The sequence below is a fragment of the Mycoplasmopsis arginini genome (genome assembly GCF_900660725.1).
GTDB lineage: Bacteria > Bacillota_I > Bacilli_A > Mycoplasmatales > Metamycoplasmataceae > Metamycoplasma > Metamycoplasma arginini.
Window position 1 is genome coordinate 170,702 of record NZ_LR215044.1, and the last position, 23,945, is coordinate 194,646.

General features: G+C 23.9%; 20 protein-coding genes. 10 read left to right on the forward strand and 10 right to left on the reverse strand.

Annotated features, from left to right (window positions below; genetic code table 4):
* Nucleotides 1-2: 2 nt before the first annotated feature.
* The 3 genes from EXC38_RS00765 (at nucleotide 3) to EXC38_RS00775 (ending at nucleotide 7,411) form a co-directional block, all read left to right on the forward strand.
* A complete protein-coding gene (locus EXC38_RS00765) occupies nucleotides 3-1,070 on the forward strand; it encodes an alanine/ornithine racemase family PLP-dependent enzyme (RefSeq protein ID WP_129694477.1) in 1,068 nt (355 codons plus the stop codon).
* A gap of 338 nt (nucleotides 1,071-1,408) precedes the next feature.
* A complete protein-coding gene (locus EXC38_RS00770) occupies nucleotides 1,409-4,090 on the forward strand; it encodes a coiled-coil domain-containing protein (RefSeq protein WP_223213790.1) in 2,682 nt (893 codons plus the stop codon).
* Between the two features lie 645 nt (nucleotides 4,091-4,735).
* Nucleotides 4,736-7,411 carry a hypothetical protein gene (locus tag EXC38_RS00775; protein WP_129694479.1) on the forward strand — a complete coding sequence of 892 codons (2,676 nt, stop codon included), beginning with the start codon at nucleotides 4,736-4,738 and terminating at the stop codon, nucleotides 7,409-7,411.
* 413 nt (nucleotides 7,412-7,824) lie between these two features.
* Here EXC38_RS00775 and rplS read toward each other — a convergent pair whose 3' ends face one another.
* Genes rplS through rpsP form a run of 3 tightly spaced genes read right to left on the reverse strand, consistent with a single transcriptional unit; the run spans nucleotide 7,825 to nucleotide 9,108 of the window.
* Entirely contained in the window at nucleotides 7,825-8,178 is a 354-nt protein-coding gene (gene rplS / locus EXC38_RS00780; RefSeq protein WP_004415194.1) for a 50S ribosomal protein L19, read from the reverse strand.
* Complete coding sequence (gene trmD, locus EXC38_RS00785) at nucleotides 8,168-8,845, reverse strand: tRNA (guanosine(37)-N1)-methyltransferase TrmD (protein ID WP_129694480.1); 678 nt, start codon at nucleotides 8,843-8,845, stop codon at nucleotides 8,168-8,170. Before trmD ends, rplS begins: the two co-directional genes overlap by 11 nt.
* A 2-nt stretch (nucleotides 8,846-8,847) precedes the next feature.
* Nucleotides 8,848-9,108 carry a 30S ribosomal protein S16 gene (rpsP, locus tag EXC38_RS00790; RefSeq protein ID WP_057236159.1) on the reverse strand — a complete coding sequence of 87 codons (261 nt, stop codon included), beginning with the start codon at nucleotides 9,106-9,108 and terminating at the stop codon, nucleotides 8,848-8,850.
* Nucleotides 9,109-9,289: 181 nt separating this feature from the next.
* Between rpsP and EXC38_RS00795 the strand changes: the two genes are divergently transcribed.
* Genes EXC38_RS00795 through EXC38_RS00805 form a run of 3 tightly spaced genes read left to right on the forward strand, consistent with a single transcriptional unit; the run spans nucleotide 9,290 to nucleotide 11,342 of the window.
* On the forward strand, nucleotides 9,290-9,688 hold the full coding sequence (locus EXC38_RS00795; protein WP_057247538.1) for a cytidine deaminase: 399 nt from the start codon (nucleotides 9,290-9,292) through the stop codon (nucleotides 9,686-9,688).
* 10 nt (nucleotides 9,689-9,698) lie between these two features.
* Nucleotides 9,699-10,751, forward strand: a complete 1,053-nt coding sequence (locus tag EXC38_RS00800; protein WP_129694481.1) for a helix-turn-helix domain-containing protein — start codon at nucleotides 9,699-9,701, stop codon at nucleotides 10,749-10,751.
* Nucleotides 10,752-10,778: 27 nt separating this feature from the next.
* Nucleotides 10,779-11,342 (forward strand): NAD(P)H-dependent oxidoreductase, encoded by a 564-nt coding sequence (locus EXC38_RS00805; RefSeq protein WP_129694482.1) that lies wholly within the window; start codon nucleotides 10,779-10,781, stop codon nucleotides 11,340-11,342.
* A 26-nt stretch (nucleotides 11,343-11,368) separates the two neighbouring features.
* On the opposite strand, the gene EXC38_RS00810 is transcribed toward EXC38_RS00805, so the two are convergent.
* Genes EXC38_RS00810 through EXC38_RS00825 form a run of 4 tightly spaced genes read right to left on the reverse strand, consistent with a single transcriptional unit; the run spans nucleotide 11,369 to nucleotide 15,757 of the window.
* Complete coding sequence (locus EXC38_RS00810; protein WP_129694483.1) at nucleotides 11,369-11,929, reverse strand: variable surface lipoprotein; 561 nt, start codon at nucleotides 11,927-11,929, stop codon at nucleotides 11,369-11,371.
* 32 nt (nucleotides 11,930-11,961) lie between these two features.
* Nucleotides 11,962-12,432: a variable surface lipoprotein gene (locus EXC38_RS00815; RefSeq protein WP_129694484.1), complete on the reverse strand. Its 471-nt coding sequence runs from the start codon at nucleotides 12,430-12,432 to the stop codon at nucleotides 11,962-11,964.
* Entirely contained in the window at nucleotides 12,432-14,783 is a 2,352-nt protein-coding gene (locus EXC38_RS00820; protein WP_129694485.1) for an OppA family ABC transporter substrate-binding lipoprotein, read from the reverse strand. Before EXC38_RS00820 ends, EXC38_RS00815 begins: the two co-directional genes overlap by 1 nt.
* Before the next feature lie 23 nt (nucleotides 14,784-14,806).
* Nucleotides 14,807-15,757: a ZIP family metal transporter gene (locus tag EXC38_RS00825; protein ID WP_129694486.1), complete on the reverse strand. Its 951-nt coding sequence runs from the start codon at nucleotides 15,755-15,757 to the stop codon at nucleotides 14,807-14,809.
* Between the two features lie 115 nt (nucleotides 15,758-15,872).
* Here EXC38_RS00825 and EXC38_RS00830 point away from each other — a divergent pair, with 115 nt between their 5' ends.
* Both EXC38_RS00830 and EXC38_RS00835 read left to right on the forward strand, forming a co-directional pair.
* Nucleotides 15,873-17,738, forward strand: coding sequence for an MAG3240 family lipoprotein (locus tag EXC38_RS00830; RefSeq protein WP_129694487.1), 1,866 nt, complete (start codon nucleotides 15,873-15,875; stop codon nucleotides 17,736-17,738).
* Nucleotides 17,738-18,751 (forward strand): HxHSH motif-containing lipoprotein, encoded by a 1,014-nt coding sequence (locus EXC38_RS00835; protein WP_223213791.1) that lies wholly within the window; start codon nucleotides 17,738-17,740, stop codon nucleotides 18,749-18,751. The genes EXC38_RS00830 and EXC38_RS00835 overlap by 1 nt, the downstream gene beginning before the upstream one ends.
* 28 nt (nucleotides 18,752-18,779) lie before the next feature.
* On the opposite strand, the gene EXC38_RS00840 is transcribed toward EXC38_RS00835, so the two are convergent.
* Genes EXC38_RS00840 through EXC38_RS00850 form a run of 3 tightly spaced genes read right to left on the reverse strand, consistent with a single transcriptional unit; the run spans nucleotide 18,780 to nucleotide 21,897 of the window.
* Nucleotides 18,780-19,946 carry an ABC transporter permease subunit gene (locus EXC38_RS00840; protein ID WP_129694488.1) on the reverse strand — a complete coding sequence of 389 codons (1,167 nt, stop codon included), beginning with the start codon at nucleotides 19,944-19,946 and terminating at the stop codon, nucleotides 18,780-18,782.
* Entirely contained in the window at nucleotides 19,939-20,895 is a 957-nt protein-coding gene (locus EXC38_RS00845; RefSeq protein ID WP_129694489.1) for an ABC transporter permease subunit, read from the reverse strand. Before EXC38_RS00845 ends, EXC38_RS00840 begins: the two co-directional genes overlap by 8 nt.
* Before the next feature lie 27 nt (nucleotides 20,896-20,922).
* On the reverse strand, nucleotides 20,923-21,897 hold the full coding sequence (locus tag EXC38_RS00850; RefSeq protein ID WP_129694490.1) for a variable surface lipoprotein: 975 nt from the start codon (nucleotides 21,895-21,897) through the stop codon (nucleotides 20,923-20,925).
* A 264-nt stretch (nucleotides 21,898-22,161) separates the two neighbouring features.
* Here EXC38_RS00850 and EXC38_RS00855 point away from each other — a divergent pair, with 264 nt between their 5' ends.
* Both EXC38_RS00855 and msrA read left to right on the forward strand, forming a co-directional pair.
* On the forward strand, nucleotides 22,162-23,229 hold the full coding sequence (locus EXC38_RS00855; RefSeq protein ID WP_129694491.1) for a hypothetical protein: 1,068 nt from the start codon (nucleotides 22,162-22,164) through the stop codon (nucleotides 23,227-23,229).
* A 101-nt stretch (nucleotides 23,230-23,330) separates the two neighbouring features.
* The gene (gene msrA / locus EXC38_RS00860) at nucleotides 23,331-23,849 is read left to right on the forward strand and encodes a peptide-methionine (S)-S-oxide reductase MsrA (RefSeq protein WP_004415152.1); all 519 of its coding nucleotides are present in this window, start codon (nucleotides 23,331-23,333) and stop codon (nucleotides 23,847-23,849) included.
* Nucleotides 23,850-23,945: the final 96 nt, after the last annotated feature.

Below are 23,945 nucleotides of genomic sequence, written 5' to 3' on the forward strand. Positions count from 1 at the left end.
AAGTGAGTTTTCCTAAAATTGTTATTAACGAAACAAAATTTAAAAATAACGTAAGAATAGCAATTGAAATTTGTAAAGAGAAAAATATTGAAGTTTTAGCTGTTACAAAAGGTTTTTGTGGTAATAGAAGAATGGCGGAGATATATCATGAAGCAGGAATTACTAATTTTGGTGATTCAAGACTTGATAACTTTGAAGTATACAAAGATATTCCGGGTCACAAACAACTATTAAGAATTCCAATGATTTCTGAAATACCAAGAATGTTAGAATTATGTGATTCATCTTTAAATGGTGATATTAATGTTATTAAAAAAATTAGTGAATATGTAGTTGAAAATAATTTAAAACCACATGAAATTGTTTTAATGGTTGATTTAGGTGATAGAAGAGAAGGATATTTACCAGAAGATACATTAGAAATTGCTAAACAAATTAATGAACTAAAAGGTGTTAAGTTAATTGGTTTAGGATGTAATTTTGGTTGCTATGGGGCTAGAATCCCATCTGATCAATCAATGGCACAATTTGTAAAATTACAACACGAAATCGAAGATGCTCTAAACATCAAATTAACACATATGTCAGGTGGTAATTCTTTAAGTTTACATATGGTTTGAGAAAACCGTATGCCAAGTGAAATTAATTTCTTAAGAATGGGTTTTGCAATGATATTTGGAACCGAAGATATGTACCGTGAAACTATTAAAGGAATGTATCGTGATGCATTTAGATGTGAAGCTGAAGTTATTGAAGTTGATTACAAATCTTCATTACCGATAGGAGCATGCGGTATCGATGCCTTTGGTCATGTTCCATATTTTGAAGATATTGGAGATATTAAAAGATTAATTTTAGGTGTTGGAAAATTGGATACTATGTTTGATGCAATGATTCCTTATGATAAAGATCTTAAAATTTTGGGTGGTTCATCAGATCATTTAATAATTAATTCTCAGAATAGTAAAATCGATTATAAGGCTGGTGATATTGTTAAGTTTGATTTAGATTGAGGAAGTTTATTGTATTTATTTAATTCTTCATATGTTGAAAAAGAATTTGAAAAATAATAATTATTTAAGGTTAACATCAAAAAAAGATGTTAACTTTTTTATAATGAACCTCAAAGTTTTTCCAAATTATTTGGTCCAACTTTTTGGGTTCATATACTATCACCACGCTTTGTGGTTTTTTTTATTAAAAAAAGTTTCAATTTTCATTTTTTATCCAAAAAACGTCCTATTTTAAGTTAAAAAAAAGACATTTTTTGCACTTTTGCCAAAACTCCTCAATAAAAGTTCTTTTTTTTTTTTTTTTAATTTTATTAGTTAAAATTATTTGGCAATATTTTTGAAAAAAATATATTTTGCAAAATACAACAAACAAACACATAATTTGAGAGGTAAAATTGAAAAAATCAAGAAAATTAGTAATTGGTTTAACATTCTTAACAGCAGCAGCTACAGCAGCGTTAGCTACTACAGTTGTTGGAATTTTGAAAAACCAAAATTTACCCCCAGAAAATAAGTTAGAACTTTCAAAAAAGAAATTCGGGGAAAAAGTAAATGAGTCTAAGGAACTATTAGATAAACTATTAGATCCTAAATATAAAGATATTAGAAAAAACTTACAAGATGCACTAGATGAAACAAATAAAAATATAACTAAAGATAGCAATGCAGAAGATTATGATAAACAAATAGAAAATTTAAGCAAAGCTATTGAAGAAGTTAAAAAAGATAAACAACAAATTGACATTAATGATGGTTCTTTAGATAAATCAAAAAAAGAATATGAAGAAGCTAAAAAATCCGCAGAAGATTTAGCATCTAAATTAACAGACGATAAATATAAGACTGTTAAAGATAAATTAGACAAAGCTATTGTTGATGCAACAAAAAATATCAACGAAAATAGTTCAAAAGAAGATTACGAACTGGCAACTGAAAAATTAAATAAAGCAATTGATCAAGCAAAAAAACAAGAAAAAGATATAAGTTTATCTGAATTTGACGAATTAGCTTTAAGAGCAAATAAATTGGATAATGCTATTGGCGATACAAAATACTATTCATATTTTAAAGGTCTAGTTAAAAGAATAATTAATAATAATTTTCAACCACAAAATAAAAAATCATTTTCTTTACTAACATCAAAAGAAAGAAAACAAAAAATCGATTCCCTGAGAAGTGAAGTAATTAAAGAAGAAGCAATTTGAGAACATTATTTACTTTTGATTAATAAATATTTAGACTTAAAGAAAGAAGCAGAAGCATTTTCTCAAGAATTAAGTAAAAATGTAATTTACAGCGATATTCAGAATGAATTAGAAAAACAAATTTTTAATAGTGAAGATAATTTGGATAAAATCCCTACTAATTATGATGAACAAATTATAAATTTAGAAAAAGCACTAGAATTATCTAAACAAAATAAGAAAGCTAAAGATATTGTGTTAGCAAGAGTTAAATCTGCTTATGAAAATAAAAAAGAATTAGCACAACAACTCATTGCAATATTGAATGAAAAATCTGAATATAGCGAAATTAAACAAAAACTAAACCAAGAAATCGAAAGTGCTTCTTATGGTATTAATGATAATTCAGCTGAGAATGTTTATTGAGATGCTGCTTCAAAATTGCAAAATGCTATTAAAGAAGCAAATGAAGCTAAAAATGTAAAAGATAAGCAAATTTTAACCTTAGAAGAAGCAAAAGCTAAATATGAATCAAAGGTTACTGAAGCTCAAAAATTATCTGACGACTTGAATAAATACAATTATCAACAATTAAAACAAGGTTTTGATATAAAATTCAATAATATCAAGGAAACTATTAGTAATTCTAGCTCAAATCAAAAAGAAGATTATTTATCTGCTATAGAAAAACTAGATGAACTAATGAAAGAATCAACTGAAAAATGACAAAAAGCAGATAAAGCTTTAGAAAAAATGAAAGCATTTGAAAATAAAGAATTAGAAGTTAAAGCTTATCGTGATGATATTATGGGTGAATTAAGAAATACTTATTTCAAAGATTATCTATCAGGAAGAATAGAACAAATTAGAAATGGTGTAAATAAGGATTATCCTGAATCAATCGATCAAGGAATTAAATTATTAGATGAACTTTTGGTTGAAACTCCAAACCAAGTTAAATTTAGAGAAACTTTATGAAATAGATTGCTTGAAGAAAAAGAAAAATACGAAGATTTAGCAAAACTATATAATAATCATTCTGAATTAGCTAAATTACGTACTGATATTCAAAATGAAATTGAAAGAGTATTTAATGAGAACGAATTAGTAAAACATGCAAGTTTAAATAATTCTGATTTGCGCAAAAAAATTTGGGATATATTATTTTGGTATGTTGCTTTTATTGATCAAATAAAACATTATAATGACAATAAAAAAATGGTAGATGAATTATTAGTAGAACTAAGTAAAAAAGATATTTATAAAAAAATAAAACAAGAATTAGAATTAGAGATTAAAAAAGTCGAAACAGAAAGTCTTGATAATTCTCTTCATGTCCTTTCACATAATTTAATGAATGCTTATCAATGATTTTTAATGCAAAAGCGAAATCTTGATTATGAAGTTTCTAATTTTGAATCAAGATTAAAAGAAGCTAATAATTTTGCGGATAATGACTTAATTGAACCAAAATATTATGATATTAGAGAAGAACTAAAAAATAAAGTTAGTCAAATATTAAAAGAGGTTTCTGAAACTTCGACTGATGCTAAAACATGAGAATTTTTAAATCAAAAAAATTATGCATTGTGAAAAGCTATACAACACGCAAAAGAACGTCGTAATGAAATTGATAATTTAGGTTTAAAAATTGGTGAAGCAAAAAATAGATATGAAGTAACAAGACAAATTGTTAAAAATTATATTAAAGAACAACTTAACCAACCTAAATATTCGCAAATAAAAAACGAATTACAAAGTAAAATTGAGAAAATAGAAGCTGAAGTAATTTCTTCACCAGCTACCAAGGAATTATTTGATCAAAAAGATGCGGAATTAAATCAATTATTATATAATGCCCAAAATGAAAAGGAAGCAATAGATGCCCAGTAATCAGGCAATTCATCTACTGCTAGACAAACAATACAAAGATAATTTAATAAAAGTTAAAGATTTTTAAACAAGAATTTAAATAAATTTTTATATTATAGTATTTAAAAAAGTTTTAAATGCCAAATTTTAGAAACTCAAGAAGCATTTAGAAAATAAACAAAGAACACAAATTAATGATGATAATCTAGATCTTGAAATTTAAAGAATCAAACACGACTATAAAAAAGTTAAAATGATTATCAAAACATATTAAACTCATAATTATTAATTAAAAAAGTAAAGTCAAGTTTTAAAAAACAACGACTTTACTTTTTATTATATTTAGTAGAAAAAATTTTTAAAAATTATAATAAACCCCAAAAGTTTTTCCAAATTATTTGGTCCAACTTTTTGGGTTCATATACTATTACCACGCTTTGTGGTTTTTTTATTAAAAAAAGTTTCAATTTTCATTTTTTATCCAAAAAACGTCCTATTTTAAGTTAAAAAAAAGACATTTTTTGCACTTTTGCCAAAACTCCTCAATAAAACTTCTTTTTTTTTTTTTTTTTTTTAATTTTATTAGTTAAAATTAGTTGGCAATATTTTTGAAAAAAATATATTTTGCAAAATACAACAAACAAACACATAATTTGAGAGGTAAAATTGAAAAAATCAAGAAAATTAGTAATTGGTTTAACATTCTTAACAGCAGCAGCTACAGCAGCGCTAGCTACTACAGTTGTTGGAATTTTGAAAAACCAAAATTTACCCACAGAAAATAAGTTATGACTTTCAAAAAAGAAATTAGGGGAAAAAGTAAATGAGACTAAGGAACTTATAGATAAACTATTAGATCCTAAATATAAAGATATTAGAAAAAACTTACAAGATGCACTAGATGAAACAAATAAAAATATAACTAAAGATAGCAATGCAGAAGATTATGATAAACAAGTAGAAAATTTAAGCAAAGTTATTGAAGGAGTTAAAAAAGATAAAGAACAAATTGACAATAATGACGGTTCTTTAGAAAAATTAAAAAAAGAATATGAAAAAGCTAAAAAATCTGCAGAAGATTTATCATCTAAATTAACAGATGACGAATATAAGACTGTTAAAGATAAATTAGACAAAGATATTGCTGAAGCAACAAAAAATATCAACGAAAATAGTTCAAAAGAAGATTACAAACTAGCAACTGAAAAATTAAATAAGGCAATTGATCAAGCAAAAATAAGATTATCTGAATTTGACCAATTAGTTTTAAGAGCAAATGAATTGGATAATGCTATTGGCGATTCAAAATACTATTCATATTTTAAAGATCAAGTTAAAAGATTAATTAATGATAATTTTCAACCACAAAATAAAAATCATTTTTCTTTACTAACACCAAAAGAAAGAAAACAAAAAATCAATATCTTGAGAAGTGAAGTAAATCACCAAGAAGCAACTTTAGAAAATTATTTACTTTTGATTAGTAGATATTTAGACTTAAAGAAAGAAGCAGAAGCATTTTCCCAAGAATTAAGTAAAAATGTAATTTACCGTGATATTCAAAATGAATTAGAAAAACAAATTTTCAATAGTGAAGATAATATTAAAAAAAGTAATTACGTTGGTTATTATGGACAAGATCTAATTTTAGAAGAAGCATTAAAATTATCTAAACAAAATAAGAAAGCTATAGATATTGAGTTAGCAAGATCTAAATCTGCTTATGAAAATGAAAAAGAATTAGCACAACAACTTGTTGCAATATTGAATGAAAAATCTGAATATAGCGAAATTAAACAAAAACTAAACCAAGAAATCGAAAGTGCTTCTTATGGTATTAATGATAATTCAGCTGCAAGTGATTATTGACCTGCTACTTTAAAATTACAAATTGCTATTAATGAAGCAAAAGAAGCTAAAAATATAAAAGATAAGCAAATTTTAACCTTAGAAGAAGCAAAAGCTAAATATGAATCAAAGGTTACTGAAGCTTTAAAATTATCTGACGACTTGAATAAATACAATTATCGACAATTAAAACAAGATTTTGATAAAAAATTCAGTACCATCAAGGAAGCTATTAGTGCTTCTAGCTTAAAAGAAGATTATTTATCTGCTATAGAAAAACTAGATGAACTAATGAAAGAATCAGGTGAAAAATTACAAAAATTAGATAAAGCTTTAGAAAAAATGAAAGCATTTGAAAATAAAGAATTAGAAGTTAAAGCTTATCGTGATGATATTATGGGCGAATTAAGAAATACTTATTTCAAAAATTATTTATTAGAAAAAATAGAAGAAATTAAAACTGGAACAAATAAAGAAGATCCTGAATCAATCGATCAAGGAATTAAATCATTAGATGAACTTTTGATTGAAACTCAAAATCAAGTTAAATTTAGAGAAACTTTATGAAATAAATTGCTTGTAGCAAAAGAAAAATATAAAGTTTTAGCAAAATGATCTAATAATGATTCGGAAATAGCTAAAATACTTACTTATGTTCAAAATGAAATTGAAAGAGTAGTTAATGACGACGAATTAGTAAAACACGCAAGTTTAAATAATTCTGATTTGCAAAAAAGAATTTTTGAAATATTTCAACATTATGCTATTTTTAATGACACGATAAAACATCATAATGAGAATAAAATAAGGATAGATGAATTATTAGTAGAACTAAGTAAAAAAGATATTTATAAAAAATTAAAACAAGAATTAGAATTAGAGATTAAAAAAGTCGAAGTAGAAAATTCTGATATTCCTTTTCATGATTTACATCATATTTATCAAATGTTTTTAATGCACAAGCAAATGCTTGATTATGAAGTTTCTAATTTTGAATCAAAATTAGAAGAAGCTAATAATTTGGTTAATGAATTAATTGAACCAAAATATTCTGATATTAGAGAAGAACTAAAAAATAAAGTTAGCAAAATATTAAATGAGGTTTCTGAAATTTCGGATGATGCTAAAACACGAGAATTTTTAAATCAAAAAAATTATGCATTATACGAAGCTATACAACACGCAAGAAATGCTCGTAATGAAATTGATAATTTAGGTTTAGAAGTTGGTGTAGCAAAAAATAGATATGAAGAAATAAAACAAAATGTTAAAAATTATATTCGAGAACAACTTAGCCAACCTAAATATTTGCAAATAAAAAACGAATTACAAAGTAAAATTGAGAAAATAGAAGCTGAAGTAATTTCTTCACCAGCTACCAAGGAATTATTTGATCAAAAACAAGCGGAATTAATTAAATGATTAGGCCATGCCCAAAATGAAAAGGCAAGAAAAGATTCACAGGAATCAGGGGATTCATCTACTGCTAGATAAAAAATACAAAGATAATTTAATAAAATTTAAAGAATTTTTAAACAAAAATTTAAATAAATTTTTATATTATAGTATTTAAAAAAATTTTAAATGACAAATTTTAGAAACTCAAGAAGTATTTAAAAAATAAATACATTTTTATTGATAATATTTTAAATAACCAAAAATGACAAATTAATGATGATAATATAGATATTTAAATTTAAAGAATCAAAACACGACTATAAAAAAGTTAAAATGATTATCAAAACATATTAAACTCATAATTATTAATTAAAAAAAGTAAAGTCAAGTTTTAAAAAAACAACAACTTTATTTTTTTATTATATTTTTATTATTTCTAATTAATTAAAATAAAAAAATAAAAAGCACAAGGTTTTATGTCTTGCGCTTTTAAAAAATATAAATTAATCTTATTTTCTTTTGATTTCTTTCAATCTTGTGCTTTTTCCCTTAAGACCTCTCATGTAGTAAAGTTTAGCTCTTCTAACTTTATTCTTTCTTGTAACTTCAATATTTGAAATTAAAGGTGAGTTAATCTTAAATACACGTTCTACACCAACACCATATGAATCTTTTCTAACAGTAATTGATTTGTTAATTCCTTCACCGTATGCAGCAATTACTAAACCTTCAAAAACTTGAATTCTTTCCTTATCGCCTTCTTTAATTCTAACGTGAACTCTAACAACATATCCTTCTCTAATTTGAGGAAGATCAGTTCTAATTTGATCTTTTTCTACAAGTTCTAATAAATTACTTCTCATTTTTAATCCTTTCGATTATATCTTTACGATTTTTCAATGTTTTTAAATAAGCATGTTTCTCACGTCATTCTTTAATTAATTTATGATTTCCAGATAAGAGAACTTCTGGAACTTTTAAACCCTTATATTCAGCTGGCTTTGTATATTGAGGAAAATCAAGCAAGCCATCGTTTTCAAAACTTTCATTTTGATGACTCCCTTTTCTTAATACGCCAGGAACCAAACGAGCTACGGCTTCAGAAATAACCATCGCTGGAATTTCCCCACCTGTTAAAATAAAATCGCCAATTGATAATTCTTCATCCACGAAATTTAAAACGCGTTCATCAAAACCTTCATAATGACCACACACAAGAGTAATTTCGCTATGTTTAGCTAATTCATGTGCTTTTTTTTGGTCGAATGTTTTTCCTTGTGGACTAACTAGAATTTTATAACTATTTGGAACTGTTTCTAATGCTAAGTCAATTGGTTCTACTTGTAAAAGCATACCATCGCCGCCACCATAAACCGTATCATCGACTTTATTTCTTTTTTCACGTGAAAAGTTTCTAAAATCAATAATATTTAGTTCTAAATGCCCAAGTTTAATTGCTTTGGCAATAATGCTATAACTTTTAAAAGTTTCAAAATATTCAGGAAATAATGTGAGTATGTTTATTTTCATAATTATTTATTTTTTGATTCGATATATTTTTTGTAGAAATCATTTCTTTTTAATAGAGTTCTAACTGTTTCAGTAGGTTTAGCTCCGTTGTTTAAGTATGTTGTTGTTAATTCTTCATTTAAAAATAATTCTTTTGTATGTGGGTCATAGTGTCCTAATTCATCGATAAATTTCCCATCACGTGGTGCTCTTGCATCTGATGCTACAACTTTATATGTTGCATGGAATTTTTTACCGGTTCTTTTTAATCTTAATTTAACCATGATATTCCTTTCGTTTTTTGTTTAATTATTAAATTTATATTTTTTTAATAGAAAAATTTTACCATAAAAAAAGATGTTAAGCAAAAATACTTTACACTTTTTGTTTTTTAATTTTTTAAATACAATTTAAACTTATCTTTAAATGGTTTTTAATAAATGGTTTAATGGTAAAATTAATATTATGAAAAAAGAAATTTTAAAAGAAAAGTTAAATTATTCATACGCCCCTTTTTCAAAAGTCAAAGTTGCAGCATTAGCAATTGATAAAAATGGAAAAGAATATTATGGAGTTAATTGCGAAAATGCCGCTTATCCGAGTGGACTTTGTGCTGAAAGATCAGCCTTATTTGGTTCAGTCGCATATGGAGCAGAAGTAGGAAGTTTTCAAGAAATTCATATTATAAGTAATTTAAATAAATTGTTGTATCCATGTGGTGCTTGTCTTCAAGTTATGTCTCAATTTTTAGATAAGAATGCTAAAGTTATTTTACATTCAACTGATTTATTAGAAGAAAAAAGCTTTTTAATAAAGGATTTAATTCCAGGTGCTGTTAAACCTGAAGATATTATGCCTATGTAAGAAGAAAAAAATGGAATTAGAACATATTTGTGATTTGAGACACGTTGAATTACATGGCAAAAATTTTGGTGAAGAAATTTCTTATTATTTAGAAAAATTTTCAATTTCACAAAAAGAATTAGCTCAACGTTTAGGATTAAGTACGCAATATATTTATATTATTATAAATAGCAAAGTTAACGTTAATTTGAGTATGTCGATTATTGAAGGAATGGAAAATGTTTTTAACTTAGAATTAGGAACATTATCTGAAGTGTATTCAATTTACGCTAATAAAGAAAGAGTTGAAAACGAAAATATTGAAGAATTGCTTAAAAATTATGGAGAGGATTTTATTATCGCTAATCCAAGTCTTCCTTTAATAAGTAATATTAAATTAACTAAAGATATGCCAGTAAGTAAAAAACTTATGATGATGAACAGATTTTATGGTGTAGCTGATTTAAAAAATTATAGTCAATATTTAAAAGAAAATGCCTTAGCTGATGAAAGTGTTTATGCAAATCCTAATAGTAAGGTTTGAATAAGATTCTGTGAACTTTCAGTTTTAGATGCAATAAAAAATAAAAAAATAGGTGTTTTTAGAAAAAATACTTTTGAACTTATATATCGCAAGGTTGTAAAAATTATTTGCAATGAGAATAAAGAATTTAAAGAAAAAATTGAAGAATTACAATCATATCTTTTAACAAAAGGAATAATTTTAATTACAATGCCTTTTATTGAAAAAAGTGATATAGCCGCAATTACTTTTCAAAAAGGTGCAGTAAGATTAATCTTTGTTTCAGATATTTTTAATTGCGAAGCATTTATATTTAATTACATTTTGCATGAAATTACACATTGTTTCTTTGCTAATAAAGATGAAAAACAAATTGATGAAATATATGTTAATACATATTATGAGATCAAAGAGAAATTTAATTTAAAGTATAAAGGAATTGATGATGCATTGAAAGCTCGCAAACAATGCTTTGAAATTAATCACAAAGAACGCAAAGGTGAATTTTGTGATATCAAAAAAGAAGTATTTTTAAAATATAAGAAAGTTTCTTTTAATTAAAAAATAAAAAATGGGGGATATTAAAAAATGAATTACTATTTAATAATGGGGCATCCAACTAAGGATTCATTTAATGGAAGACTAGCAGATGCTTATGAAGAAAAATTAAAATTGTTGGGTAATCAAGTTCGTAGAGTTAATATAATTGATTTAAATTTAAATTTAGTTTTAAACAAAAGTGGACAAACAAAAGAAAATGAAGAAATCATTAAAAACGAACAAGAAAATATAAAATGAGCCGATGAGTTGATCTTTTTCTATCCACTTTGATGAGGATCTGTACCAGCTTTATTAAAGGGGTATATTGATAATGTATTTGTTCCTGGATTTGCTTATAAATATCATAAGAATGATCCTTTATGAGATAAATTACTTAAGGGAAAAAGCGCAAGAATTTTTTCAACATGTGATGCACCTAACTTTTTTATTAAACTAATTTATAAAAATTCTGATTTTTCAATGATGAAAAGAGCGGTTTGTTGATTTACTGGAATTAAGGTAAAAGAAGCAAAAAGAATTGACAAATTATTTAAATATAATAAAGAAGAAAAACAAAAAATAATTAATAAAATAATTGAAAAAATAAAATAGAAGTTTTTAAAATTGCTTCTATTTTTTTAATCTATTTCTAGGTAAACAAATTCTGTTGCTTCAACTGCCATTTTTCCTTGATATATTTTATCTGGGCAACGTAAAACATATTTTATAGCAGGTAAATCTTTATCATCTCCACGAACCATAAATTCCATTTCTAATTTATGTCCACCTAAATATGAAAAGTTTTTATCAAAAGCAGTAGTGAATGAAAAGTATTTTTTAAACTTTGGATGTTTTTTAACATCGGAAAATGTTTTTTCGGCAGTAAGAGCAGAACTTATTACTCCTGAATCCCCAGGATAACAATTTTTTCTTATTTCTTTAATTACTTGTTCTAGCTCATCACGACTTAATTTTTTTCCTTCAGCTGTTAAGGTGTATGAAAATGAATCTTTAACTTCTGCCAATTGTGAAGAAGATAATCTATTTCAGTTATTTATATTCGGATTTATTCAATCGCTACTAGAACTGCCCCCCGAGTTATCAATTTGAGGTTTAGAATTATTGCATGAAATTGCCAATAATGGTAAGCTTAAAGATACTAATGAACCAATTGATAAAATTTTTGATACTCTCTTCATAATATAATATTATAATACAGTATTTTTTTGTGTTATTGAATTTCTAATTTTACCATTCCTTGATATTCAAGCTCATTATTTCTATCAACACAAAGAATTTGATAAGAAATTGCAGGAGTTTGGTTATCTCATATTAATTTAAATGTATATTTGTGTGAAGATCCAAAACCATTTAATTTATGAAAATTAAAAATAAAATTGTCTTTAAATTCGCTATTTCAATTAATAATAATTTGCGAATTACTTTTTGTATTATCTTTATTTTTTACTAATTTTTCTCATAACTCATTTAGTTTGTTTTCAGTTTCTAAATCGTTGCCTTTTTTTGTTAATTTAAATTCAAATTTATCAACAATTTCTTGAATCTGAGATGAAGTTAAAAGTTGAACTTTTGGTTTATTTCAAGTTCCAGAATTACCATTTTTACATGAAATTGCTACTATTGGTAAAAGTGAAATAGTTGTTGTTGCTAAAATTGGTAATAATAATTTTTTCTTACTCATTATTTTCTCCCTTCGTTAATTTCGATATCTTGATAATAATTTAAGTTATTTCAACCTAAAGGCTTTTTAAAGTTTTTTTGATAAACAACTTTTGAAAAACTATTGATATTTATTTGGTTTGTAAAACTCATAGAATAACTTATTAAGTTGTTGATTTCATTAATTAATTCAGCTTGTTCTTCAATTTTTAAAGAGTAGATAAAATCAATTATTTTATTCTTAGTTTGTGTGTCAACATTATTTTCTAAACTCAAATTATTACTTATTAAAAAAACATTTAATTTAATTAATTGCTTATATATTTGTTGGTAAATTACTTTGTTTTTAGATAAAAAGTTAATTAATCTTACTAGATTATTATCATAATTTGTTAATTGATTGTATATAAATTCAACTGTATCGCCTTGAAATAATTTAAAAGTTGATTTCTTATATATTGATTTATTTTCTTCAAAATAATAATGATATTTTTCATAATCATCGATTTTGATTAAACTTACTTTAAATCTTGAATCAATTGAGTTTAAAATATTTTTAACTAATAATATTTTTTTATTAACTTCTTGATTATCTTTATTAATCAAAATAGGAATATTTACGTATATATTCTCTTCATTATTTGTTTGCTTATAAAAATCATTTATTATTTTCACCAAGTTTTCTTTTATCAAATCAAATCAAGTTGATTTTAATTTTTCTTCTTCATAAATCAGTTGAGGATTATTTAATTTATTCTTATTTTGAAATTGAAATGTATTACTTATTTTTTCATTTTCAAAATTAAAAATTATTGGCTTTGAAATTTGATTATATAAGTCTTTTATTTCTTCAACATTTATAGCACTATTATTAGCTAAAATTTTTAAATTTTCAGGTGCTTGGCTTAATCACAAGCTTTTATTATCTTGTGTAAATGCATATTGATTAATCAAACTATTAAACAATGATTGAAAAGTTAAATTAATTGGTTTTAAATCTAATTGATTGTTTTCATTTAATCCATAATATAGCTTAATAAAATTCTTATTCATATTTTTTGAATCAATATCTGGATTTTGATTAATTATAATTTGATTATTAAGCTCAAATCTATTGTAATTTTTTTGATAAGAAAAATTATATTTTTGATAGTTTTTTAAAATGTAATTCTTTTCGTCTAAATTTAAAGCTTCATAATCTAATTTAGAAATAATATTCTGCTTGAAAGCATTTAATGACTGTAAAGAAAAAGTTGATTGAGAAATAGGTAAAGGATTATATTCAATAGTAATTTTCTTTAACTTATTATTATTTTTTATGTAAAACTTATTTATCTCTAATTCTGTTATATTGTTATCCATTTTTGAAATAAAATAACTACCTGCATAGTAACGCTTTTGAAAATCTTTACCATAGCTGAAAAACCATTCTAGATTTTTTGAAGGATCTTTATATTTTGATTCAATAATTTCAAATGGAATTGCATCAAAATAATTGTGAATAATAAATAAGTTTTCAAAGAGCTTTTCAAAATTAATTAATGAATCATCAATAGTTTTAATAATTATTTTGTTAGTTGAAAAATCTAATAATTTGTCAATGTCAATTTTACTTTTAATTAGGTAACTATATAAATCAAAACCATTATCTAATTTTGAATCATAATTATTATTTTTTAAAATAATTTTGTTCTTTTCAATGTAATGCTTTTTAAAATCTTTGTTTCTTAGAAGCTTAGATAATAAACCTAGTTTAAAAGATTTATGATTAATTTTATTATTTTCTTTTACTAATTTTCCTTGATAATCGACCCAAATATCGTTCTTTTCATTTAATTCTATTTCAAACGATTTTAAACTTTTTAAACTATTTTTAAAATTATCGCTATTTATAGATTTTTTATCGCTTGAAGGAATAAAAAGAAAAGGTGAGTTAAAACCGTTTCCTTTATCCTTTTTAGGAATAAAAACTCCTTCTTCTGGTGTTGCATCATTATCATAATTAACTTTGTTTATCTTGTCATTGTCAAAAGCTAAAGTTTCTGTTGAGGTAATAATATTTATTTTCTTTGCTCATTCAAATTGGTAGGATAGTTCTGATGGAACTAAAACAATATTGTCTCTAAAATCAATTAGTGGTTGTTTTCTTGATTTCACACGAAAAAGTTTTGCTGAAGTTGATAAATTAATTTTGTGTATGTTTTCACTTACATAATTATCTTCTAAATAACTAAAATCTCCATAATCATTAGCAAAGTTATTTTTTTCAATGTAATGATAAAAATCGTGATTAAAATCATTTTTTGCGCATGATAATGAAACAAATGGCAAAACAATTGCTAATGGACTTAAAAACAATATTCTTTTATTCATTTTAAAACCTCCTAAAATTAAAATTAAACGTGCGCGTGAAAACTTAATAACATAATTGTTGTAACAATTGAAATACTAAAAATTATTAATGTACGATATAGAGTTTTAATATCTTTGTTTCTAATATGAATAAATTCGGGAACTAATTCAAAGATAGCTGTAAAAACAATTATTGATCCACCCATTATTAGTAATCCTGATTGAATTCATTGTAAATTATCATTTAAAAATCTACCTGTAAAAGCACCTAAAAAAATGAACGGAATTATCAGTAAAAAGGTTAAAAAGTTATATAAAACTGCTCTTGCCCTTTTTTCCCCATATTGAATTTGTCTAAAATAAACTATTGCCATTTCAATTAAGATGTGAATAGTAAATGTTATTAAAAGCATTAATGAACTTGAAAAAGTGTTTTGAGAAGAAATAATTTTAAATATTGAATACCCAATAAAGAAACCGTCGATAATTCGGTGACTTAAAAGCATAAATATTGCTAATCAAGCTGCTTTTGGGTTATCTATATCTTTAAAAGAAATTAAGTGATCTGAGTGGTTATGATCTTCATGACTTGAGTGTGGGTCTATCTTAGATTTCTTAATAAATAAATATCTCCCACCAATTACTAAGGTAAATCCAATTAAGGAACTTAATCCAATTATTCCAACTATAACTAAAGTTCTATTGATTTCTGAACCAAATTTATCGCTTGAACTATGCGTAAAAGTTTTAGCAACTTCATAACCCTCTCTTAGAAAACCAAAAGCACCAATCATTAAAAACATCCCAGTTGAAAAAGCATACATGTAAATTAATGCATTACTTTTATTAGGTTTATTTTTAACTTTAGCAAACGATAGTAAGCCCATTAAAATTAAAGGTAAAGCCATTAATATTGGAATGTAAACTAGTAAATTTAAAAACAAGGTCATTTCTAAATTGTTTTCAAATCATGTACCTTCTGGATTAATTATCATATCTCTCCTTTCAAAAAAATAATATTTTTTATTTTTAAACTAGTCTATTAAAACTTTATTATTATACAATAATTTTATAACTATAATATAAAAAAAAGTGATAAAATTAATAAATATGAAAATAAAAAAGCAATTATTTAAATTATTATTAACAACTAGCATTGTGTCATTGCCTACAATTGCCTTAAGTTGTTCGCAAACGCTCAAAAAAGATATTTATCTAGACATTCAAAAAATATCTAGAGTATTTTTAAATCGTTTAACTTTAAGTCAAATTGCATCTATTGAAAAAGATAATAATATTTTTTATCATTTTGACAAAGAAGGAAAACACAATTTTGATGATGTTAAAATCGAAAAAGGAAAATTATATTTATTGAAAAAAGATAGATGAATTGTGTATCATCCAGATTTTACTTATAAGAATAATTGAAAACAATTTGTTACTGAAAGTAATAATATTAGAATTTTTGATTCAAATGAAGCTAGTGACATTAATGATTTTTTAAACGAATATTCTTTTGATGATGTTGATTCAGCGGGAACATTTAACGATGAATGATTTACTAATTTAGCTTTAATCTATGGAAAGGATTTTAACAGAAATAGGGATCCATATTTTGAAGACTTACAAACTATTATTTTTAGATTAAATCAAGATATAAATTTAAATTATTCAATAATGAATAGAAAATATTTGGTTAATAGTGATAAAAAAAGAACTTTATTTTCAAACTGAATTCAACCACAATATATTCAAGCAACTGCTTTTTTATCTGAAGAACATAAAATGCAACGAGAAGTGTTTGTTAACATTTTAAAACTTTACATGAACAAATTTAATGTTAATGTTTCTTCAATTGAAATTGATTGAAAAGACACTGAAATTAAGCACTCTTATACTGGAGCTGAAGATTACATTGTTTTTAAAATTAAGAGCATAAAAGACTGAAATAATAAGGAGTTAATGTCGGAATCAAACAAAAATAAAAAGTATTATTTAAATGGATTTAGAAATTATTCAACAAATGGAAAATTTGGAATTGGTTTAAAACCTTTAAGAGAAAAATTCCCCTTATTTACTGATTATGTTGAAAACCCGCTTTTGATAATTAATGGGAAAGAATACTTAACTATTATTGATAACATTAACCATTTTATCAAATCATCAACATCACCCGACTATTGAAATGCCAAAGGATTAATGTATTTATTTAATACTTTTAAAGATGAAATTTTTACAATTAAAGTTCCAGAATATAAATCAAAAGAAGATTTAGAATATAAAATTCTTGATTTTGAATTTACAGATTATTTTGATACAAATCAATTAATAAGAGCAATAGTTCAGGTTACAAAAAAAGATGGAACAAAAAAACTTTATTCATGAATAAGTTCTAACTTTGATGACCATGGTCACAGGCTAAAAGGTTTGATATTTAGAAATAAAAATCTTTCTTCGGTTTTACCAGAAGATATTTATTCATTCAAACCGCAAAATACTGGGTTACCTTCAAGTATAAATTTAGATGAATTTGTCGATAATAATTCTGATTCTGCTTTCATGCAAGGATTAAATGAAGCTTCAAATAAAATGAATGAATTATTTAACTATTGAAACAATGACAGTCGACAAAATTTTGATGTTTCACTTCTAAATAGTGATTCATATCAAGTAAAAGTCTTCAATTCTTATGTTAATAATTACCTTCTTGCTTATGCATTGGAAAATCAAGTTGGAAAAACATTGAGTGGAGTTAAAAGAATTGATATAAATTTAAATCCAGAACTAAATAAGCTTGGTCAATTATATTTTGAATTAAATTTTATTGGTTTTGAAGATAATGTGGATTATAAGTTTAAAAGTAGTGGAGAAAGAACTATAGCTAAAGCGTCTTTATATTGAAACTATTTTAAAGGGTATGATGATACTAATGAAAAAAATAACTTCACATTAATTAATTACGAAAGGGGTATGTAATGAAAATGAAAAATATTTGAAAATTTCTAATCCCAGCATCTTCATTGTCTACTCCTTTGATAGCTGTTTCGTGCGGAATAGAATATCCAGATGATAGAGAAAATATCATATGAGATAACACTAATGAAAATAAAAATAATATTAAAAAAATTGAATTACAAAATAGCAAAACTATAGAGATTAATCAAATTTATAGTCAAAAAATTTCACAAATATTTTCTGATGTAAAAAGTGTTTACCGTAATTATCGTAAATATTATGTTAAATTAATAAGAAAAATAGAGGCATTAAGAACAAAAGTTTCAGCCCTAATAATTGACCAAGGAAATCCTATTAATTCTGAAAAAATTCAACAATTTTATATTAAATGATTAGAAGAAGCAGGAAAGAATAAATCCAAATTAGCCAAATTATTTGATAAGTATCAATTAATTTTTGATGATGTTGATGCAGTTTTAAATGACGTAAATTTAGTTTTTGATAATCAACAATTTATTAAGTTTATAGAAACAATTGACAATAGATTAAGCGGTAAAGATATAAATTTAGGTCAATTACAAAAAGCGATTATTTCTTCATGAAACTTTTTAAAAAATAATCTGTTTAATGAAAGTAAAATTTCAAGAATTGAAGATCTTCAAAATATTAATATTGAAAGTGATAAAAACTCCCATAGTCACTCACATGCTATAATAAATTTAATTTTTGAAATGGGTTTATGACACATATTATTAAAAAATAATGTGAAAAATGAAGCACAAATAAATGAATTAAAACAAGATTTTTTAATTTTAAAACAAAATGTTATTGATAATATTGGGCAAAAAAATTATGAAGATGATTTTAATTTTATAGTAAATTTATTTGAAGGAAATATGGAATTTGATGAAAAAAATAATCTTATAAATATCGAATTTCAAAATCAGGCCAAAAATGCTATGGAACAAATAAAAGCAATCTTAATAGAAATTGCAAAAAAAGAGGGCATTGAAAACAAAATTAATTTAAAATAAAAAGCCAGATTTAAATTCTGACTTTTTACTATTTAAATTTTGGATTGAAAGTGTTTGCTAAAGAAGCTGATAATAATTTAAGAATTAAAGAAAAAATGATTATAAATAATGAAACTGTTATTAAATATCCAGAATTTTCAGAAGCTAGACCAATCGCCTCTTTTAAAATTGAGCCAATATTTAAATTATTTGTATCATTTATGAAATCCAAGAAAGCTAATGAAGAAGCAATTAAAATATTAATAGAAAATCTTTCAACAACTATAATTAAAAAATTAGCAAATATATATTTGAATATATGTCTATAGGCTATTTTTCAATTTGATAAGCCAACAGCTTTAGCAGCGATAATAAATTCTTTATTCATTAAGTTTTTTATTTCTTCTTTTGCAAAGTTATAATATGAAAATCAACAAATCAATGATAAAGAAATTAATAATCCATATCAATTTGTACCAATAAAAATTGATAGTAAAAACACTCAAATAATTTCAGGTATAACACTTATCGAATCAATCATTTTACTAATAAACTTAATAAGAATGTTTTGTTTATAAAAACTAGTAATTATTGCTAAATTAAATCCAATAAAAATATTAATAAATATAGCTGAAAAAATAATTGAAATTGTTATTCAAATTGAAGAAATAGATCTTGCATAAATATCAATCCCTTGATTATTAGTTCCTAAATATAAACCGTTTGGAATTTCAATAAGTGAATTTTTATTTAATAAATTAACTGCTTTTATCAAATTGTAAGGATTATATCTCAAAGTAACAATATCTGTATAGATGGTCTGATCCCCACCAATTTCTCTTGCTGAGTCAAAATCAATTCAAAAAATTAATTCCCGATGATTTTTTATTGATTCTTTATATTCAAGATCTGCGATATTTCTAATAAAATCTAATTCATCTCCACGATTAAAGTTTCTAGTAATTGTTTGTGATAAATAAGAAGGCAAGTTATTAACTAAATTTGTTCTTGGATTTATTGAATTTGTTGGCGAATTACTTATGAAAAAAGTTGCTATAATCAAGGTTAAAAATAAAGCTAAAAATAAAATAAATCATGTTAAGTTTAGTTTATTATTAAAAAATCTTTTTCAATATTGTTTAGTTTGTGTTGTGTGAATTACATAAGGATTTTCATTTTTAAATTTTTGTTTTTTAAATGTAAAAAGGTTATGCATTTTGCCCCCTTTTTAATTTCTTTTTAAAAAATATGCCTTGTTCTTGTAAACTAGGATCTAATTTTTTGATTACTATTTGGTTACATAATAAAATTATTGATAGTAAAATAAAATTAAAAGTAAAGTAAAACATAATAATATCTAACTCACCTTTTTTGAAAGCAAAAGAAATTAATAAGCTTTGGCCTGGAATTGAAAATATTCTTTCAATTAAAATTGTTACTGTGAATAATAAAACATAAATTACAAAAAATAAATTTAACTCACTAATTAAAAGTTCTTTTAAAATTGTTTTTCTTAATAATTGAGACTGATTCATTCCATATGATTTTGCAAATAAATAATAATCTGATTTTAAAATTTCAAAGGCTTTCTTTCTTGATTTAGAAAAGAAAATAGCTAAGGTTGGAAAAGAAGAAATTAAAACTGGAACAAATAAGGAAACGAGACTTAATTTATTATTCAAAAATTGTGAAGGATAACCAAAAAACGAAGAGTTGGTTAATGCAATGATTGCAATAATAAGAATCGGTAATGCTCCTATAAATGAAACAATAACTGAAACAATAACATCATATGATTTATTTAGTTTATAAGCTGAAGTAATTCCTAAAATATTCCCTAAAATAAAACTAATTATAAACACTAAAAAACTTATTAAAAAAGTTCACTTAAACTGATTTAAATAAAGCAAAAGAATATTGTTTTGCGAGGATGATAACTCATGTGAATAAATTTTTCCCGGATTAAAAGTGAATAAATTTACTAAAAAGTCTTTTAATCTTGTTCCATAATTATTTGATATATGTGAATAAACCGCTAAATTTTTCTTTATTTGTGGCTCTATTAAAATATTAATAGCAAAAAATATTACTATAATAACAAAAAAGAAAATAAAAAAATAAAAAGCAATGCTTTTAAATAAGTTGATTTTTTTCTTATTTATCATTATTGCCTCCTATTTCTGAAAGATATTCTATCCTTCGTGACCTTCTTCATGATGGTGATCATGTTCATCTTCTAGATCTACAACTAAAACTTTTGATTCAATAACTTGTGTTATATTTGTGTTATCATATACTTCAATTAATAAGTGTAACTTATTTCCTTCGATTTTTGTTTGAGTTTCATCAAATTTAATTCTAAATTCTAATGTTGTGTTTGATTTATCAACCACTTCAACACTAATATGCTTTTTAAATTCAACTAAAAGAGCTTGAAAACTTTTAGCTTGTTCCTCTTTTAATTTATTTAAATAAGCTTGTTGTACTTCGTTTGTTTCTAATTTTCCAACTAATTTAGTTCCAAATTTTCAATTTTGAATAGTTGTAATTGGTTCAACTTTTTTGAAACCTAATAAAGTAAATCTTACTGTTGATTTGGCAATTTTGAATTTAATATCTAAATGAATTTCGCCTTCATCGTCGTGTGCATGAGTTGATTCAGCGATATTTAGTTCTTCATTTTCAGCTAATTCTTTTTCAGTAAAGCTTATTCCATATTTTTGAAATACTGTTTTAACATCATTTCAGTTAGTAGCTGCTTTCAGTTCACCAACAACTTCAGAAGCTACTTTTTCTTCTTGATTTTCAACAATTTTTTGTACTACTAAACCTGATTTTTCTTGTGTATTTCTTTGTTTGAAACTATTAATGGCTGATTTGATTCTTTGAAGAAATTCTTTTAATGATTTTGCATCATAGTGATCAGATTCAGGTTGAACTTTTTGAAATTCGTTAATTTCATTTAAAATTTTTTGAGCATTTGCTTTTTCACTTTCTTCTTCTTCATATTTAACAATTTTTTCTATAAAAACCTTACTTGAATTAATTTCATTGATTATTGTTGTATTTTCGTGTACTTCTTTTTTACATGAAGCTGCAATTAATGGAGTTGATAAAACTACGGCTAATGGTGATATAGATAAAACAATTTTTAAACTTTTTTTCATTTTTTCCTCTTAATTATTAAGTTATTTTATAATATAAATTATATATTATATTGCAAAAAAAATTTAACTATATTTTTATTTTTTTTGTTAAATTAGAACAAAAACGAAGTTAAATAATCTTTTTTAATATAAAAAGTCAAAAAAATTATGATAAATTTATTTTTAATAAATTATAATTTGTATATAAACAAGGGGAAATTATAGACCAATATTTATTGGTTTATTTTATGTAAAAATAAAATAGGAATTTATTCAAACTGGTTTATGGATAAAGAAAATTTAAAATTAATAGAACAAAAAATTAATTCATGCACAACTTTTGGACAATTTTTAAGAAATATTTTTAATATTTCAAAATTAAAATCTGTTGAAGTTTGTAAAAAATTAAATATAGATAGAAGAAAAATTTTTAATCTTTTAAATGATATTAAGCCTGATGTGAGCTTAAATTTAATTCAAGATTTAGAAAAATTATTTAATTTAAAAATAGGATATTTGAGTAATAAATGATATTACTTTAAGACTAAATACACAACAAAACAATACAATAACGAAGAGTTAATAAATAGATTAGGTTGACACATTTTAGAAAGCAACCCATATTTAACAAATATTTTAAATTATTATAGAATTAAGGAAAATTCTACCGAAGAAGAAAAAATAGAATTTTTAAGACAATATTACGGAACAGTAGATATTGATGAATATGCCAAAAATATTGCAAAGAATTTATACATAATAAAATGTAAAATTGTTGAACCAGGAAGATTGCCTTTTATTCGTTTTTGTGAATTATTTATAAAAGAAAATTTTAAAGAGAAAAACAAGTTAGTTTTACAAAGATTTAAAGAATATTTACCCAAAAATACAATAGTAAAATTAATGGAAGCATTGTTCAGTAACGACACTGATTTTGATGAAAAAATTAAACAAGTTTCAATAATATTAAAGGAAAGAAATATTCAATTAATTAAATTGCCATATGTAGAGAAAACATTTACAAGAGCATTAACTTTTTCATTTGGTCAGAGAAAATATATCATTATTACCGATATGTATAATTCAGATGTTTTAATTTTATTTTCTTTATTAAAAGAGATAATGACTTGTTTTTCACCATGATTATCAAGAAAAGAATATTATTCGATTTTTAAAGAATATTATGATATTTGAAAGAAATCGAATAAAAATAGAAAATTAAATATGGCAGAAGACCTAGCTAATTCTATTGATAAAATTTATTCTTTAGATAACACTAAACCAGATTATTATGAAAATGTTTCTGAGGTATATAAAAGTATTGCTAAGAAATATAAGAAAGTTAAATTTTAAACAAATACAATAATTGTTCGTTTAATTTGAACATTATTGTATTTTTATTTTTCAAAAAAAGTTTAAAATTATAATGCTATTTTTCAAAAAAAAGGAGAAAAATGAAAAAAACAATTTATTTTGCCGGTGGTTGTTTCTGGGGGGTGCAAGCCTACTTTTCTCGTGTTAATGGAGTTATTGACACTAAAGTCGGGTATGCAAATGGTATTATTGAAGAAGCGACTTACCAAAATTTAAAAAATACACTTCATGCTGAAACTGTAAAAATAACATATGAAGATAGTTTAGTTTCAATAGGTGAATTAGTATTACATTTATTTAAAATTATTGAACCTGATTCGCTTAATAAACAAGGTGGCGATATTGGAATTCAATATCGTACAGGTGTTTATTATGAAAATGAAGATGATTTTATAGTAGTAAACAAATTATTTGAACTATTAAAAAATAATTACAAAGAATTTTATGTTGAGCTTTTACCTTTAAAACATTTCATTTTAGGAGAAGAATATCATCAAGATTATTTAGTTAAAAATCCTAATGGTTATTGCCACGTGAATTTAAATGTTGATTATAAACTAAATTCAGATGAATTAAAATTAATTGAGAGTTTAAGATAGTCATCTTAAACTTTTTTATTTTTTTTAACAGGCAAATGAAATAAAGGATAACAGTTTCATTTTAGTTTTAATTCATTTAAATTTTGTAAAATAGTA